General features: G+C 47.7%; 15 protein-coding genes and 1 pseudogene. 9 read left to right on the top strand and 7 right to left on the bottom strand.

What is annotated here, in order from left to right:
- Positions 1-60 precede the first annotated feature (60 nt).
- Positions 61-480 (bottom strand): MerR family transcriptional regulator, encoded by a 420-nt coding sequence (locus ACKTSG_RS06605; protein ID WP_407893158.1) that lies wholly within the window; start codon positions 478-480, stop codon positions 61-63.
- A gap of 10 nt (positions 481-490) precedes the next feature.
- Positions 491-1,045 (bottom strand): TMEM175 family protein, encoded by a 555-nt coding sequence (locus ACKTSG_RS06600; protein ID WP_407893156.1) that lies wholly within the window; start codon positions 1,043-1,045, stop codon positions 491-493.
- A gap of 165 nt (positions 1,046-1,210) precedes the next feature.
- Between ACKTSG_RS06600 and ACKTSG_RS06595 the strand changes: the two genes are divergently transcribed.
- Both ACKTSG_RS06595 and ACKTSG_RS06590 read left to right on the top strand, forming a co-directional pair.
- Entirely contained in the window at positions 1,211-1,831 is a 621-nt protein-coding gene (locus tag ACKTSG_RS06595) for a flavodoxin family protein (RefSeq protein ID WP_407893154.1), read from the top strand.
- Positions 1,832-1,849: 18 nt separating this feature from the next.
- Positions 1,850-2,506 carry an NAD(P)H-binding protein gene (locus ACKTSG_RS06590; protein WP_407893152.1) on the top strand — a complete coding sequence of 219 codons (657 nt, stop codon included), beginning with the start codon at positions 1,850-1,852 and terminating at the stop codon, positions 2,504-2,506.
- A 365-nt stretch (positions 2,507-2,871) separates the two neighbouring features.
- On the opposite strand, the gene ACKTSG_RS06585 is transcribed toward ACKTSG_RS06590, so the two are convergent.
- Both ACKTSG_RS06585 and ACKTSG_RS06580 read right to left on the bottom strand, forming a co-directional pair.
- Positions 2,872-3,912, bottom strand: a complete 1,041-nt coding sequence (locus ACKTSG_RS06585; RefSeq protein WP_407893151.1) for a zinc-dependent alcohol dehydrogenase family protein — start codon at positions 3,910-3,912, stop codon at positions 2,872-2,874.
- Between the two features lie 30 nt (positions 3,913-3,942).
- Positions 3,943-4,515: a DapH/DapD/GlmU-related protein gene (locus tag ACKTSG_RS06580; RefSeq protein WP_407893205.1), complete on the bottom strand. Its 573-nt coding sequence runs from the start codon at positions 4,513-4,515 to the stop codon at positions 3,943-3,945.
- 107 nt (positions 4,516-4,622) lie between these two features.
- Here ACKTSG_RS06580 and ACKTSG_RS06575 point away from each other — a divergent pair, with 107 nt between their 5' ends.
- Positions 4,623-5,498, top strand: a complete 876-nt coding sequence (locus ACKTSG_RS06575; RefSeq protein WP_407893150.1) for a LysR family transcriptional regulator — start codon at positions 4,623-4,625, stop codon at positions 5,496-5,498.
- 838 nt (positions 5,499-6,336) lie between these two features.
- On the opposite strand, the gene ACKTSG_RS06570 is transcribed toward ACKTSG_RS06575, so the two are convergent.
- Complete coding sequence (locus ACKTSG_RS06570; RefSeq protein WP_407893148.1) at positions 6,337-6,669, bottom strand: hypothetical protein; 333 nt, start codon at positions 6,667-6,669, stop codon at positions 6,337-6,339.
- Positions 6,670-6,838: 169 nt separating this feature from the next.
- On the opposite strand from ACKTSG_RS06570, the pseudogene ACKTSG_RS06565 reads away from it, so the two are divergent.
- Both ACKTSG_RS06565 and ACKTSG_RS06560 read left to right on the top strand, forming a co-directional pair.
- A pseudogene (locus ACKTSG_RS06565) lies at positions 6,839-7,105 on the top strand (ABC transporter permease); the annotation flags it as partial.
- A 133-nt stretch (positions 7,106-7,238) separates the two neighbouring features.
- Entirely contained in the window at positions 7,239-8,570 is a 1,332-nt protein-coding gene (locus tag ACKTSG_RS06560) for an RNA-guided endonuclease InsQ/TnpB family protein (RefSeq protein ID WP_407893146.1), read from the top strand.
- Positions 8,571-8,928: 358 nt separating this feature from the next.
- Here ACKTSG_RS06560 and rpsD read toward each other — a convergent pair whose 3' ends face one another.
- Both rpsD and ACKTSG_RS06550 read right to left on the bottom strand, forming a co-directional pair.
- The gene (gene rpsD / locus ACKTSG_RS06555; protein ID WP_407893144.1) at positions 8,929-9,540 is read right to left on the bottom strand and encodes a 30S ribosomal protein S4; all 612 of its coding nucleotides are present in this window, start codon (positions 9,538-9,540) and stop codon (positions 8,929-8,931) included.
- 171 nt (positions 9,541-9,711) lie between these two features.
- A complete protein-coding gene (locus ACKTSG_RS06550) occupies positions 9,712-10,194 on the bottom strand; it encodes a GAF domain-containing protein (protein ID WP_407893142.1) in 483 nt (160 codons plus the stop codon).
- Positions 10,195-10,382: 188 nt separating this feature from the next.
- On the opposite strand from ACKTSG_RS06550, the gene ezrA reads away from it, so the two are divergent.
- The 4 genes from ezrA to ACKTSG_RS06530 all read left to right on the top strand — a co-directional run bounded on the left by ezrA (position 10,383) and on the right by ACKTSG_RS06530 (position 15,437).
- Positions 10,383-12,086, top strand: a complete 1,704-nt coding sequence (ezrA, locus tag ACKTSG_RS06545; protein WP_407893140.1) for a septation ring formation regulator EzrA — start codon at positions 10,383-10,385, stop codon at positions 12,084-12,086.
- A gap of 144 nt (positions 12,087-12,230) precedes the next feature.
- Positions 12,231-13,385 (top strand): cysteine desulfurase family protein, encoded by a 1,155-nt coding sequence (locus ACKTSG_RS06540; RefSeq protein WP_407893138.1) that lies wholly within the window; start codon positions 12,231-12,233, stop codon positions 13,383-13,385.
- Between the two features lie 24 nt (positions 13,386-13,409).
- Positions 13,410-14,627, top strand: coding sequence for a tRNA uracil 4-sulfurtransferase ThiI (thiI, locus tag ACKTSG_RS06535; RefSeq protein WP_407893136.1), 1,218 nt, complete (start codon positions 13,410-13,412; stop codon positions 14,625-14,627).
- Between the two features lie 243 nt (positions 14,628-14,870).
- Positions 14,871-15,437, top strand: coding sequence for a WxL domain-containing protein (locus ACKTSG_RS06530; RefSeq protein ID WP_407893134.1), 567 nt, complete (start codon positions 14,871-14,873; stop codon positions 15,435-15,437).
- Positions 15,438-15,611: the final 174 nt, after the last annotated feature.

Genomic DNA, 15,611 nt, shown 5'->3' with positions numbered 1-15,611 from the left:
GTGCTTCCTTTCTTGTTCAACATGGAGAGTGTAAACCCTGGAGTTGACTTCAAGGCAAGCCTATTTTTCAAATTGTTTCCAGAGCGGCTCAACTTCTTGCTTTTTCGGGTTCGTGACATACTTCGCGATGTGATCATCGTAGGTATCGATCTTGTACTGAAGCAGCGACTTGGTTTTCTGGAGTTGTTGAAGCTTTTCCTCGAGGCGGTCGAGCTGTTCTTGCAGGATGGCCTTCTGGGCAGTTTGGTCGGACTGATTGCGGTCCCCTTGTGATAATGTAGCAAAATCGATCAGCGATTCCACTGAAACGCCGGCATCGCGCAGACATTTGACTAGGTAGATCCAGTTTAAATCGCTGGTTTGATAGTCACGATAACCGCTGGCGTTGCGCGTCACCGGTGGCACGACGCCAATGCGCTCATAGTACCGTAGGGTGTCAGTGGTTAAATCAAACAGATCAGCAGCTTGTTTTATATTCATATTTTTCTCCTTAGACTTGGGTAAAACCGATCATCAGCATCGCACTGGCAAGAAAGATGGTAATCATCATGGCAGGCGGATAGACGGTGATTGCCAGCAAGAGACCGGCTAGCTTAAGCCCAAGATCCGGATAGACAATATAGTTCGGTGTCGTGTATAGAAGATGGAAGTTAGCCTTGGGATTAAGCTTGCCTAAATTGACCGAAATGGCGACGTTGAGCAACGAGATGACGATGGCGCCATAGAACGTCTGCGCCGTGATGTTGTTGAAATTCTCAGACACAAGACTGGTCGTGTACGGGAATAGTGATGCGAAGAAGAGCAGAACCAGGGTCAGCATAATGGTAGACATATTGATCTGTTTCACTTTTTGCCAATTATTGTGGTGCGAGACCCACATGACACCAAGCCAGAAGAATGACAGGGCGTAGGCGAAGAAATTCGTGCGCAGTGCCCACAGTCTTTGAGGTGAGACTTGGCTCGGTTTGCGAAGCTCTAGGACTAGGATCGTCATGATAATTGCCAAAATCGCATCTTCAAATGCAATCAAACGTTCCTTGTTCATCGTGTCACCATCTCCTATTCATCATGCTAAAACGATTGTAAACCTTGGAGCAGGGTTCAAGGCAAGACCAAAAGTTATTTTCAGAAGGGCTTGCGTTGGAGTCCGCTTCAAGGTTTATCCTGTGGTCATGTTAAGAGAACAGGACAAGATTGGAGGAGCGATAGTTTGAATCAATCATTTAATGAAGCGGTGGTGCCGCAACTTGCCAAGTCCGACCCTGAGTGGGGACACGGACGCGGGACGCGATCTGATGGGAAAGATACGAACAGCAGCGTTGCGCCAACTCGCAAGTTCACACCATCGGCTAAACAGCTGATCATCTATTTTTCCCGCTCGGGCAGCACCGAACTACTTGCGCAGAAGATCGCCCAAGCGACTGGGGCCGATATTCTAGAGATCGTCGTCAAGGAGCCGTATGCGGGTGATTACTTCAAGACGCTCGCGCGAGCCAACCAAGAGCGAGAATCGCAAAGCTGGCCCGAGCTCAACATGGAGATGCCGGACCTCACGCAATACACGACTGTCTATTTAGGATATCCCATCTGGGCGATGACGCTGGCACATCCGATGACCGCGTTCTTAACGGCGTATGGCTCGCGCTTGGCTGACAAGACCATAGCCCCGTTCATGTCACAAGGCGGCTATGGCGCTGGCGAAAGTATCGACCAGATCCGGCACATGGTCGGCGGCCAGACGACGCACTTCACCACACCATTGATCGTTGCTGGCAACAGGGTCGATCGGGCCGACCGTCAGATCACCAAATGGCTTCAGAACATCAGCTAATCAAAGGGAGCAAATACAATGACAAAGAATGTTTTAATCATGGCCGCTAACGGGCAGATCTCACGCATCGTGGAACAGCGTATCTTGAATGAGGAACAGTTTAACGACGTTCACCTCACCTTATTCCTGCGCAATCAGGCACGGTTGGCGGATTTGGCTGACAATTCGTGTGTGACCCTAATTGAAGGCAGTTTAGACAGCGCAGATGATGTGGCCGGGGCCATGAAGAATCAAGATCTGGTTTTTGTCGGCGTGGTAGATCACGGCGCAGATAATCGCCAGACTAATAACGTGATTGCCGGCATGAAACTGGCCGGAGTGAAACGGGTCGTTTATACCAATGTCCTGGGGATTTATGACGAAGTCCCGGGCAAATTTGGCGCGTGGAACAAAGCATCAGTTGGGAGTGGCTTGAAGACCGCGCTGAATTCTGACCAACTCCTAGCCCAATCTGGCCTGACTTACACAACGCTGCGGCTGCCCTGGCTGAATGACCGTGATGAGGTGAAATATACCGTCACACATAAGGATGAGCAATATGTCGGCGTGTCAGGTTCGCGTCAGAGTATCGCTGATGTCGTACTTAAGATTGTTGCGGAACCGAGTTTTGCGGCAAATGACAGTATCGGGATCGCCGACCCGGCGACTCAAGGCTCAGACCGACCAGTTTACTGATTGTATCCAAAAAGCATTTGACCAAACGGCCAAATGCTTTTTCCATATTTCGATGAAGTATTTGAAATCGAATATTACAGTTTCTGGTAATAAAAAACAAAACTGAGCCTATCTCTGTCATCAATTATCTTGAAGTATCAGTGTTTTGTGGAAGTGTTTCTTGAAAATTATTGATACTGGTCGATGGCCTTTGAAGTTATTTGCACCTTGTTGCACCACTAATTTGGCAAATGAGGCTGCTGGCTTTCGTCGCAATTCCAGGGAGCCTATCATCAACAAAGTTGATCTGTGGAGATCGACTTTGTCGTTCGTTAATACTGCAGCAAAATCTTTATATGGAGATGAGGTTAGTAATTGTGGTTGAATCAGTCGACGACCACATAGGACTTGATGGCTTCTCGCTTGTCCATGGCTTCATAGGCGGCTTGGATGTCATCGAGTTGATAGGTTTTAGTGAAGACCTTACCAGGGTGAATGTCACCCTTCAGCACCGCGTCCAGCAGGACTTGCTTGTCGTAAGTCGTGACAGACGCAGGGCCCCCAGCAATCATCGTGTTGCGGAAGAAGATGGGGCTCATATCCATTTTAGGATTGTGAGGCACACCGACGCGGCCAATGATTGCGCCAGGGCGACCACATTTAACAGCGGTGTCGACAGATTGTTCTGTACCCACACATTCGAGAACGGCGTCGCCCCCGTGACCATTAGTCAATGCCATGACCTTAGCCACACCTTCGTCGCCGCGCTCAGCAACGATGTCGGTGGCACCGAATTCCAACGCGAGCTTCTGCCGGTCTTCGTGGCGGCTCATGATGATGATTCGCTTAGCGCCACGCATTTTCGCTGCGATGACGCCGCAGAGACCAACAGCACCGTCACCAACGACCACGGCGGTATCGCCAACTTTGACGTTTGCGGTCCGTGCGGCATGATAGCCCGTGGCCATAACGTCTGCTAAGGAGAGCAGCGACTTCAGCATATCTTCACTGTAGTCCTCGGGCTGGCCTGGCACTTTGACAAGAGACCATTCTGCGTGCTGATAGCGCATGTATTCAGCCTGGGCCCCATTGCTGAAATTATCTTCGTGGTTAAGGCAACTGCCATCATAGCCTGCCAGGCACGCAGCGCAATGGCCACAACCATGGCTGAAGGGAGCAATGACAAAATCGCCGGGGATCACGGTCGTAATCGCAGAGCCGACTGCATCAACGATTGCAATCGCTTCGTGTCCAGTATTCTCAGAGTGCTCAGCCGTCTTGTCGAGGCCGCGAAAGTTCCATAGATCGGAGCCGCAAACACAAGCTCTGACGATGCGAAGAATTACGTCGTCAGGTGCCTGAATAGTTGGCTTGTTGACATTTTCAATGGTCACTTGGCCAGGTTTAATAAAGATTGTATCTTTCATAGTGATCCTCCATAAATTCATAATTAATAATTATCCAATTGAGTGATGAATAGGGCGCAATATCTTAGCTGGGACACCAGCAACCACAGTGTTGGCTGGAACGTCCTTGGTGACGACGGCACCGGCACCAACGATCGCGTTTTCGCCGATTGTCACGCCGGGATTAACGGTGACGTTGGCGCCCAACCAGGCGCCTTTTTTGATGCGGACCGATTTGAGCACTAGGTCGCGGCGATGCGCGGGATCCTCATTGTGACCAACAGAAATAAGCATGGTTCGGGGGCCGATCAAAGCATGATCTTCAATATAGATTCCACCGAGATCCACGAAGAAACAGTCGCGGTTGATAAAGACGTGCTCCCCGATAACCGTGTGCCGGCCGAAGTCTGTTTGAAACGGCGGATTGATCACCGAGCTACTTGAAAGTGGCTTACTTAACAGGTGCGTCAAGAGGCGGCGCCGCTCGTTTTCGTCGCGACTCTGGTTAAAGGCAATCAATTGCGAACTGGTTTCAGCGACGATCGCATCGACTTGTTCAGGCAGCGTTCCAGTCCAACTGACCGGACCGGCATTGATCAGTTGTGCTAGTGGTATAGTCACGATAAGACCTCCTTCCTGATGACAATAATTAGCTTAAGGGCTACAGTGCAATCTGTCGAATACCTATATTGAATGCTAAACTATAGTCAAAACGTATGGAGGGTTGGCTAATGGAGCTACGAGTTTTGCGGTATTTTCTGATGGTAGTGGCAGAACGCAATATTTCCCGAGCAGCGGACAAGCTGCATGTGTCGCAGCCGACGATTTCGCGGCAGCTCAGCGATTTAGAAGATCAACTCGGTGTGACCTTGTTTGAGCGCGGACAGCGCCGCATCGCCTTAACGAAAGCAGGCGAATACTTTGCCAATCAAGCCAGACAGATCATCGGCTTGGCGGATAAGACTGTGGCAAACGTACAGCGCACGCATGACGTCAGTGGCAGTATCATGATCGGTAGTGCAGAGCTACCGATGATGGCAGGGGTGGTGGCAGCGATCAGGCATATGCGCGAGACAGCGCCGAAAGTCGTTGCAAATATTTACAGTACCGATGCTGAGGACGTATACGCACGCATGGCGGCAGGCTTCTTCGACTTTGGGGTGGTGCTGGAACCCACAGACAAGTCCGATTACAATTTTGTTAACCTGGCGGGAACTACTCGCTGGGGTGTGTTAGTCAGAGATGACTCGCCTTTAGCTCATCAAGTGACGGTTGCCTTTAGTGACTTACAGGATCAATCAGTAATCATGACTAGACAGCGCGGCAGTGTTGACAGGCTGCGCGATTGGCTTGGGTCTAGCGAGCAACAGCTAAATGTGGTGGCGACGTATAACCTGCTCTACAACGCATCGATCATGGTCAGTCAAGGTGTCGGGATCGCGATTTGCCTTGATGGGATCGTCAATACGGCAGACACTAACTTACGCTTTGTGCCGCTTTCACCGAGCCTGGAAGGGCGTGCCAGTTTGATTTGGCCAAAAACAACGCAGCTTTCGCCTGCTGCGCATGTGTTTATCGACGCGATGATGGCCAGCCTGCAGCACTAAGGAGGGTAATTGCTGGTAGCCGACAGTTTTGATGCCTTACGCAATAGAACTGTCCAGTTTTGACCTACTACAGTATTCAGACGCGCCGTATGTTCCATAGGAGACGGAACTTGCGTCAGCAGTTAATTTGATTATTTGGTTGACGTTTTTCAGCTTTTGAGGTGTATGAATAAAGGTGAGTCTCACGACTTTTAAAAGCATTGCCACGAAAACACCCTCGTAAGCCATGAAGAGATCTCACAGTTTAGTCTCTAAATGAAAAGGGGAAACACATGGCCAGTGCGTCAAAATGCTTTTTGGGGATGGCGAGAAAAATTTCCCCGAAAAAAAGCCTTATGCACGAAGCATAAGACCTTTGGCCCAAAAAACAATAATAAATTACCGCTTCTAGTAATAAGGAGCAAAACTGAGACTATCTCTGTCAGCAGGGGTTCTAATCTATCAGTCTTTTGTAAGGCTGATTCTTGAAGATCATTGATAGCTCATGAAATAGTTTGCACCTAGATGCACCATTGAGCGGGTTTCAATACATACGTAAGATAACAAGCAGAAATGTGCTTTGTACACAAATCTAAATCGACGACTGAGAAAAGTTTTAGACTATCGAAGTCTATCTGAGGTGTTCTTTGATAAAGTATTGCACTTAGTTTGATAATCCGTCCGCACCAAAAAGGCAATGCAAAATCAAGAGTTGCGTGTTTGGTGCGTGCAAAACATGCTGGTGTTAGCAATGCCAATATTCCGGTTTGTCTGGTCAATATGCATCTGGTAATTAGAGCCACCAAAAACAACGGCCGTAGAAAAATGGAGTGAAATTTAGCCAATGCTATCTTTGAAGTCAGTAACGTGATTGCTTCAAGGTTAGGACTGCTCGTTCAGCATCACTTGTATCAATCGTGTAAAGATTAAGGATTCTTTCGTTAATCTCAGTCTCTTGTGCATCCTTGCCCTTGAATGAGCGAAATATTCTGTTTAAGACGAATTCTACAACGGTTAATACGCCTCTACTACCGACATCGAATCCGAGTCGATCACGATCAGTAAGTTGGCGCTGCTTCAGTTGCTGCATTTTCCCAACTAGAGGACCTATAACCGTTATGGTTGAATCTTTTCGCCGAAGTGCCACCAGCAGATCATTTTCATCGAGAACATTTTGACCAGTTGTTGACATAAATTACACCTCCATAATATGTTCATATAACATTATCTTTTCGCGCCCCCCAGACATAACTATCGATGAAACTGACGTCATAATAAATCTTTCAAGAAATACTGGCAAGATATTATGAAACAAAATGTTACATAGAAAAAAGCTAGATTAAAATCTAGCTTTTTTCGTCCGCTTATTGCTGGCTGGCATTGTGGCGTTGATGACGGCCTTTGCGATGGGCTGGCGTCCCAGCGTCAGCTTGCCAATGCTCGCGGCCGCCTTGTTCTTGGCGCTGTTCATCGGCTGGGCCACTTCCTGGATCTTCGCTTTGGTTGGGCTTCTGGTCAAGAACGCAGAACTGATCGGCAGTCTATCGATGATGATCATCTTGGTGCTGACCTTCTTATCCAACGCTTTTGTGCCCATCAAGACTCTGCCTGGCTTCATTCAGTTGGTGCCAGCCAGTGGCTATTGAGTAAGAATTATCTCAATATTTGCACACCAAAGAATAAGCATGATTTCACGCCAATCACAAACATACGTTCTAGTTGCTTGGTATAATCAATCCCATACGTTAGGAGGTGACAACAATGGCTCGATATCGTTCGGGTAAAGCGCGAAAACCACGAAAACCAACAACAACCATTCGCAGTTTACCCTACCACCTTGGAGTTAAGATGACGGCATATCCATCTTCACGGCAGAAAGAAATCATTCGTCAGAACTCAGACGCTTCGCGATTTATGTACAATCGCTTGGTTGCATTAGGCAATGAACGCTGGCGACGCACTCGCGCACTAAAACTACTCCTTCAAATCTCTCGGCACATTGGTCGATCAGTGATCAGTAACCAAGAAAGCTACGTGAAGCGCCAATTACAAGTAATTGCTTGGTTATCCGAGCAGATTTACAATCCTACCCGAATCAAAGAACAATACAAGTGGTTGGATAAGAATCGAAATCTGGATGCCTTCGTATTTGTCAGAGCGCGTGCGAACTATCAACGTGCCTGGAACCGATTCGTCAAAGTTCCGGAGGCACGCGTACCAAATTTTCATAAAAAGTCAATGTGTCAAAGCTATCAGACCAGCCGCATTACCAATCGTGGCAAAACCGACACAGTACGAATCATCGACCATAATCATGTCAGGTTGCCAAAGCTTGAGACGATTCGCGTGCAACCACTGCCCGAATGGTTATTGGATCGAGAAGATATTAAGATCAGCACAGTCTCAGTGAAGCGTGACGCCGCTGGCAGGTATACAGTCGGATTCCAACTGTCAGCGCCGCTTCCATTCAAAGCAGCCTTACCAAAAACTGCAACAGCTATCGGGATCGATCTTAATATATCCAACTTCTTAGTCGATTCTAATGGTTATACGATCGCCAATCCTAAGTACTATGATGCCAGTGCTCAAAAAATTAGCCTCGCACGTCGGAAGCTCCACAGACGTGCTCATCGTGCGAAGAAAGAAGGACGCGCTTTATCGACCGCCAAAAATTACCAACGTCAACGCCAATATCTCGCCTTTCTTGAACGACGCGTCGCCAATCAAAGGAAAAACTTCCTGCATAACGTCAGCAAAACATTGATCAAAAGCCACGATCTGGTTGTTGCTGAAGAATTGCGGAGCAAGTTAATGATGAAAAATCACGCCTTTGCATTACGCTTAGCAGACAATGGCTGGCGACTTTTTCTAACTTTTCTTGAATACAAAGCACAATTATATGGCAAATGCTTCCGAACCGTTTCGCCGTATCACACCTCGCAAACGTGCTCTAACTGTCAATTCGTGATGGGAACACTGGGTACTAGTAAATTAACATTGACGGACCGAATGTGGTCTTGCCCACAATGTGGCATATTTCACGTTCGCGACCAAAACGCAGCAAAGAATATTTTAATAAGAGGATCGGACTAAATATCACCATGGGGGTATGGCGACTCACCTCCTCAGCTCTGCTAACTACCCGGCGTGTACAGCAGCGTGTGGTAACACACACTGCCGAGCCAAGGCCTATCTGAGTAAGTTGCAGTCACCGTAGAGGCTTCAAGAGCTACGCTTCCTGCAAGTACAACAGCCAACTGTTGTGTAGCCGATTACAACCAGATCCTGTAAAAAGCAGAATTACCAAATATGTATAAAAGGGCATGTCGCCACGCAAACTTCTAGATGAAGTTTGCGTGGCGACATGCCCTTTTAATTGCACGATTTAGAAAATAAAAAAAGTCTGTGCATAGCACACAGACTTTTCATAATCATAAAATTATAATAAAAATTATAAAATTTGATTGTAGTATTCAACGACAAGAGATTCGTCAACTTCTGGTTCGAGTTCGTCACGTTGAGGTAAGCGAACAAGGGAACCTTCCTTCTTGTTATCATCGAAAGTTACGAAAGCAGGACGGGAAACCGTTGCTTCGATGGCTTCGTTAACGATAGTCAAGTTTTGGGAGCGTTCACGCAAGCCAATCACTTGGCCAGGTGTTACTTCGTAAGAAGGAATATCAACGCGTTTGCCGTCGACCAAGATGTGACCGTGGTTAACAAGTTGGCGAGCTTGTGGGCGAGTGGTTGCCAAGCCCAAGCGGAATACCATGTTGTCAAGACGGGTTTCAAGAAGGATCATGAAGTTTTCACCATGAGTGCCTTCAGTGATCTTGCCGGCGCGAACGAATAAGTTACGGAATTGGCGTTCGTTCATGCCGTACATCCAACGAAGCTTCTGCTTTTCGCGAAGTTGTTGGCCGTATTCGGAGACCTTACGGCGGTTGTTGGCACCGTGATCACCAGGGGCATAAGGACGACGAGCTAATTCTTTACCAGTACCGGAAAGCGACAAGCCAAGACGGCGAGATTGCTTCCAGCGAGGACCAGTATAACGAGACATATTGAAATTCCTCCAAAAATTTTATTTGGAGTAAGTTAATGTGTGAATTCAACACACGGACAGTTTCGCTAAGTCTTTCACCATTGTGCAGCCGCGGTTACTAAACATACCAATAGGTTGCAAAACTGGAGCCGACCATGCCATTCACTGCTGCATTAAATTACTCGCCGACTAGTATACCAAAGCCAAAGCCGCTAAGTCAAGATGTTTCGCCAAGGCAGCCGCGGCGTCGACCAAGACGTCTTGGTCTGCTTGGCTGAAGCGGTCCAACTTAGGTGAATCGATATCCAAAATGCCAACTAATTTGCCATCGACATGGATCGGCACCACCACTTCAGAGTTAGATGCCGCGTCACAAGCGATGTGGCCAGCAAATTCATGGACATTGGGCACGATCATCGGGGCATCGTTTTGATAAGCGGTACCGACGACGCCAGCGCCTGGCTTGATGTGAGTACAAGCGACTTGGCCTTGAAAGGGACCAAGGTCTAAAGTACCAGTGGCTTCACTGTAGAAATAAAACCCGCACCAGTTCAAATCAGTCATCGCTGCGTTGATCAGTGCCGAGGCATTACTTAACACGGTGATGGGATTGGGTTCATTTTCGAGCAAAGCGTCAACTTGGGCGACTAAAATGGGATCAAGAGTGGACATATTGGGACCTTCCTTTACAAATTCGCGTCATATCAGGATATTTTCCTATAAAAGGTTTCAAGTTTTAACAGTTTTTGAGATACTATGAACTAAGGACGTGAAACCGCATGACAGGCTTACTGAAGTATAGTGAACTTAACCGGATTTTGCAATGCGGAGTTCAGTGATCGTGGAAGGTGTTTTGGAAAATGATGTGGATAATCGTTGTGCTAGTGGTATTGGTCGTCATCATTGGCGGCATCTGGGGATTGCAACGCTATAATGCCGTCAAGTTGCATCAGCTAGATCAAGAAGTAGAAAAAGTCGACAATGGTGAGTTGCGCGGGTTGATCCGCACGATCGCCAATTTAGGCTTGGCTGGCGAATCGCTACGGGCGTTCACCAAATCGCAGCGTGACTACCAACACGTGGTAGAAAATGAACTGGCCGGGTTACAAACGGCGTTATTGGACGTGGAATTGGAAAACAAACAGTTCCAATTCGTGAAAGTACGCCAATCCCAAAGCCAGATCCAAGCGGCGATCATTGACGCTGACGCCAAGTTGACCAAGATCAAAAAGGCGCTCACAGCGATCCAAAGTGCCGAAGTGTCGGTGCGCAACCAACTTAAAACCTTACGCGAAGATTACCAAGCCGCGCGCAAAACCATTTTGGCGAAATCCTATGCCTTTGATTCGGCGATGCCAGCCTTGGAAGCGGAGTTGCAAACCATTGCCACATCGTTACATGAAGTGGCCACAGTGTCAGAATCTGGTGACCATGCGGCCGCTTCTGAGCAAATGGACAGTTTGACGGTGGCAGTGTCGACGTTACAAGATGAAGTCGCGCGCTTGCCGAAGTTAGTCAATACGGTGGTCAACGAATTTCCTGGGCAGTTGGAAGAACTTGATGCCGGCTATCACGAATTAGCTGCGCAACATTTCATTTTCACCCAAGATGTGCCAGCGGGGATCGCCAAAGCCCAAGCCGGCGTGAAGTTGGCACATGATCAAATCACAGACTTAAAAGTCGACGATCTGGCGGATAATGTCGCCGCCACTGCCGAAAATATCGACGGCTTATATGCCACCATGGAAAAAGAACTCAAAGCCAAAACTGCCGTGCAAAAACAAACCGGCGATTTGCGGCAATTCATTGGCCATGCCCAAAAGCAAAACCACACCTTATTGTTAGAACTCGATCACCTCAACCAGTCTTATACGTTAACGCATCACGAAGAACAAGACGCCGAAGACTTGCATCATCAACTTGATGCCATTGCCGAAAGCTTCACCGATTCCCAACATCAGATCCAAGACAACACGGCGATCTACTCGCAAGTGTTGAGCTTTTATAACCAGACTCGCGAAGATCTGCATACCATTGAAACCAAGCATCAAGCCATCAACGCTGGCGTGTCGGATCTGCAAGCGCGCGAACACCAAGCGGTGGCATCGGCTGAAGATTTCGCCAATGCCTTGCGCGATATCAAATATGAAGTGTCGCGCCATCAACTGCCTGGCTTGCCGCGACCATACTTGGATTTCTTCAATGTGGTGACCAAAGAACTCAAACAGTTGGAAAGCGATTTGAACCAAGTGAAGATCAACTTGGATGAGATCGCCAAATCCTTGATCAAAATCGGCGAAGATATCGATCAGCTCAAAGATCAAAGCCGCACCGTGGTCGATTCTGCTGGCATGTGCGAACAATTGTTGCAATACGCCAACCGCTATAAAACCACGCACGAAGAAGTGGAAGCTGCCGCCACTCAAGCCAAAGACTTGTATCAACACTACAACTACTCTCAAGCCGCAGACGTGATCGCCGCAGCGTTAGAAAAAGTCGAACCAGGCGCGTACCAAAAAGTTGAAAATGATTATCTGAAGTCGCAATCCGCTGCCTTGTTTTAACTCATTGCCGAGATGTCGTTGATGTCTCGGTTTTTGTTTGGCCATATCGCAGCCGACTGACTTCTGGCAAACAGTGGCACAGCGACTCAAGACTATGTTATAATCGCAAACAGCAACTTACAATTTGAAAGGGAATGGCGACTCATGATTTATTTTGATAACTCCGCGACCACCAAAATCGATCCCGCGGCGTTGGACACGTATAACAAAGTTTCCCAAAACTTTGCTGGCAACCCGAGTTCACTGCACGCGCTAGGCGATAAAGCATTTCAAATGCTAGAAGGGGCGCGCAAACAAATCGCCGACTTGATCCAAGCTAAACCATCAGAGATCTTCTTTACTTCTGGCGGTACGGAAGGGGATAACTGGGTAGTCAAAGGCACCGCCATTGAAAAGCGTCCTTTTGGCAAGCACTTGATCACCACCCAAGTGGAACATCCGGCGATCATCAATTCAATGAAGCAACTGGAAAGCTTAGGCTTTGACGTGACCTATCTGCCAGTGGATCATCGCGGATTCATCGACCCAGCGGATTTAAAAGCGGCATTGCGCGATGATACGATCTTAGTGTCAGTGATGGCTGTTAACAATGAAGTTGGCGCCATGCAGCCGATCGATGCTGTCGCCGACATCCTTAAAGACTATCCCACGGTGCATTTTCACGTGGATGCAGTGCAAGCCATTGGCAAAGGGTTAATGAAATCCCTACGCAATCCGCGTATCGACTTCATTACTTTTTCCGGGCACAAGTTCCATGCGCCTCGTGGTACCGGCTTTATTTATGCCAAAGAAGGCAGGCACATCGCGCCTTTGATGACTGGCGGCGGCCAAGAAGACAACTTGCGCTCTGGTACAGAAAACACCCCAGCAGTTGCCGCCATGGCCAAAGCCTTGCGCTTGCACTTGCAAGATGAAGCCAGTAACGTCAAAAAACAAGCGGCGATCCGCCAACGCATTGCTGAACACGTGCAACAATTTCCTAATGTGCACCTGTTTTCTGAATTAACGCCTGACTTTGCGCCACATATTTTATGTTTTGCCATTCGCGGGGTGCGCGGGGAAACCATCGTGCATGCCTTTGAACAATATCAGATCTACATTTCCACGACCAGCGCTTGTTCTTCTAAGAAAGGCACCGAATCGTCGACTTTAGCGGCGATGCATGCCGATCCGCATTTGGCCACTAGCGCCATTCGCGTCAGCTTAGATGAAAACAACACCTTAGCAGAAGCTGACGAATTCAATGCGGCTTTTGATAAGATCTACAAGCAGTTTGAAAAATTAATGCCTAAAGAATAGTTCTTGAAATAGAAAGGAATTTTTATGCAATACGACATGATCATGGTGCGCTATGGCGAATTGTCTACCAAAGGCAAAAACCGCAGCGCCTTCATCGGCCGCTTAAACGGCAACATTACCAAAGCTTTGCATGAATACCCAGGCCTCACCATTCGCCCTAAGCGCGACCGCTTGCACATCGAACTCAATGGAGAAGATTCAACTGGCGTCATGAACCGCTTGCGCCAAGTGTTTGGGATCCAAAACTTCTCCCCGTCAGTCAAAGTGCCTAAAGACATGACTTTGGTGCATGAAAAAGTCCTAGAGTTAATGAAGGAAACTGCCCCAGCCGGCTCGACTTTTAAAGTCGCGACCAAGCGTTCAGATCACACCTTTGAGTTGGACACCAACGGCATGAACTTGAATATCGGCGATTTGTTGACTGAAGAACGCCCAGATCTCAAGGTGCAAATGAAGCATCCTGATATCACCTTGCGCGTAGAAGTCCGCCGCGAAGCCATTTATTTGTCCACCACCACCATTTTAGGTGCCGGCGGGTTACCGGTTGGCACTGCTGGCAAAGCGGTGTTGATGCTTTCTGGTGGGATCGATTCACCAGTGGCCGGCTATCTGGCGTTAAAGCGTGGGGTGGATATTGAAATGGTGCATTTCTTCTCGCCACCATACACATCTGAAAATGCGTTAGCCAAAGCTAAGCAATTGACTGCCAAGTTGACGCCTTATGTCGGCAGTATCAAATTTATCCAAGTGCCATTCACTGAGATCCAAGAAACCGTTAAAGCTGGCGTGCCAGAAGGGTACTTAATGACCATTCAACGCCGCTTCATGTTGCGCTTGGCGGAAATGATCGCCAAAAAGCGCCGGGCTTTAGCGATCTTCAACGGGGAATCTGTCGGCCAAGTGGCGAGCCAAACTTTGGAATCCATGGTGGCGATCAATGATGTGACCACCATGCCGATCATTCGACCAGTGGCGACGATGGATAAAAACGAGATCATCAAAGTCGCTGAAGATATCGACACCTATGATCTGTCCATCATGCCATTTGAAGACTGCTGCACGATTTTTGCGCCACCGCGTCCTAAAACCAAGCCAAACTTGGAAAAGTCTCGATATTATGAAAGTAAATTGGATATCGATGGCTTATTGCAACGAGCCATGGATGGCATTGAGATCACGGAGATCCGCAGTTCTGATGAGTTCATGAACCCACAGCAAGAGGTTATTTCGGAATTATTATAGAAAATTCTGAAAAAAGATTGTATACAACTTAATGCATCGAATTGAGACTTTATGCAGATGCGAAGCGCATTCGTGAATGATTATATAGTCCCAATTCAAAAGCCTTGATAATCAAGGCTTTTTTTATTGGGCAACCAGTTTCTCTAATCGATTTCTTATTGTAAATCATTTCAATCACCCTTATAGTATTAATTGTAAGTAACAAGTCGAGTGTACGTTAATGTGAAAGGTGGAAATTTACCCATGAAAAAAGTTATTGCAGGTTTGATGATGAGTGTCACTGTATTAGGTTTGGCGACGGCTACTACCGGTGCTCTTAGTGTGCACGCGGCTACGACCGATCCAGCTAAGACCGAAAACAAAGCGACATTGACGGTTGAAGCTGGCACGTTATCTTTGACACAACCCGCAGATGTTGACTTTGGTAAGGCCAATGTTGGTGATGTGTATACGAATGGTTTAGAAAACGTTGCGGGCACTCCTGATGGCACAACTACGGTTTCAGACTTCTTAGGTGACAACGGGGAGTGGACGCTGAATGTCACCGCCTCAGGTTTTAATGGTGCATTAGGGGCTAACGACGCGTCAACAGTGAGTGTCACACCAAACACTGCTACTAAAGCAATCACAGTAGGCACTGAAGCAACGCCGGTTACCACTGGTGGTGCTGGTGAAACTCCTGTAACGTTAGGTTACAAGTTGGATGTCAAGAAACACACTTTGCTGACTGCAGGCACATATACCAACACCTTGACTTGGAACCTTTCCAACACGCCAGGTGCCAATGCTGATACGCCAACAGATAACTAAATTTAGCCGATGAAAAATAAAAACAGTATGACCTTAAAGCAGCTCATGATTGACCTTTACCCCTAAAGTTGGAACACAACTTTGGGGGTATTTGTATGACTAAGATTTCAGTAGAAACTTATATCGAAGCCGTAGAGTGTTATCTTACCAGCAACGAGTCAAAGAGACGGGTTG

It is taken from the genome of Lacticaseibacillus salsurae, assembly GCF_045862175.1.
Lineage (GTDB): Bacteria > Bacillota > Bacilli > Lactobacillales > Lactobacillaceae > Lacticaseibacillus > Lacticaseibacillus salsurae.
The sequence above is the reverse complement of the archived record's forward strand: the minus strand, read 5'-3'. Positions and strand labels throughout refer to the sequence as shown.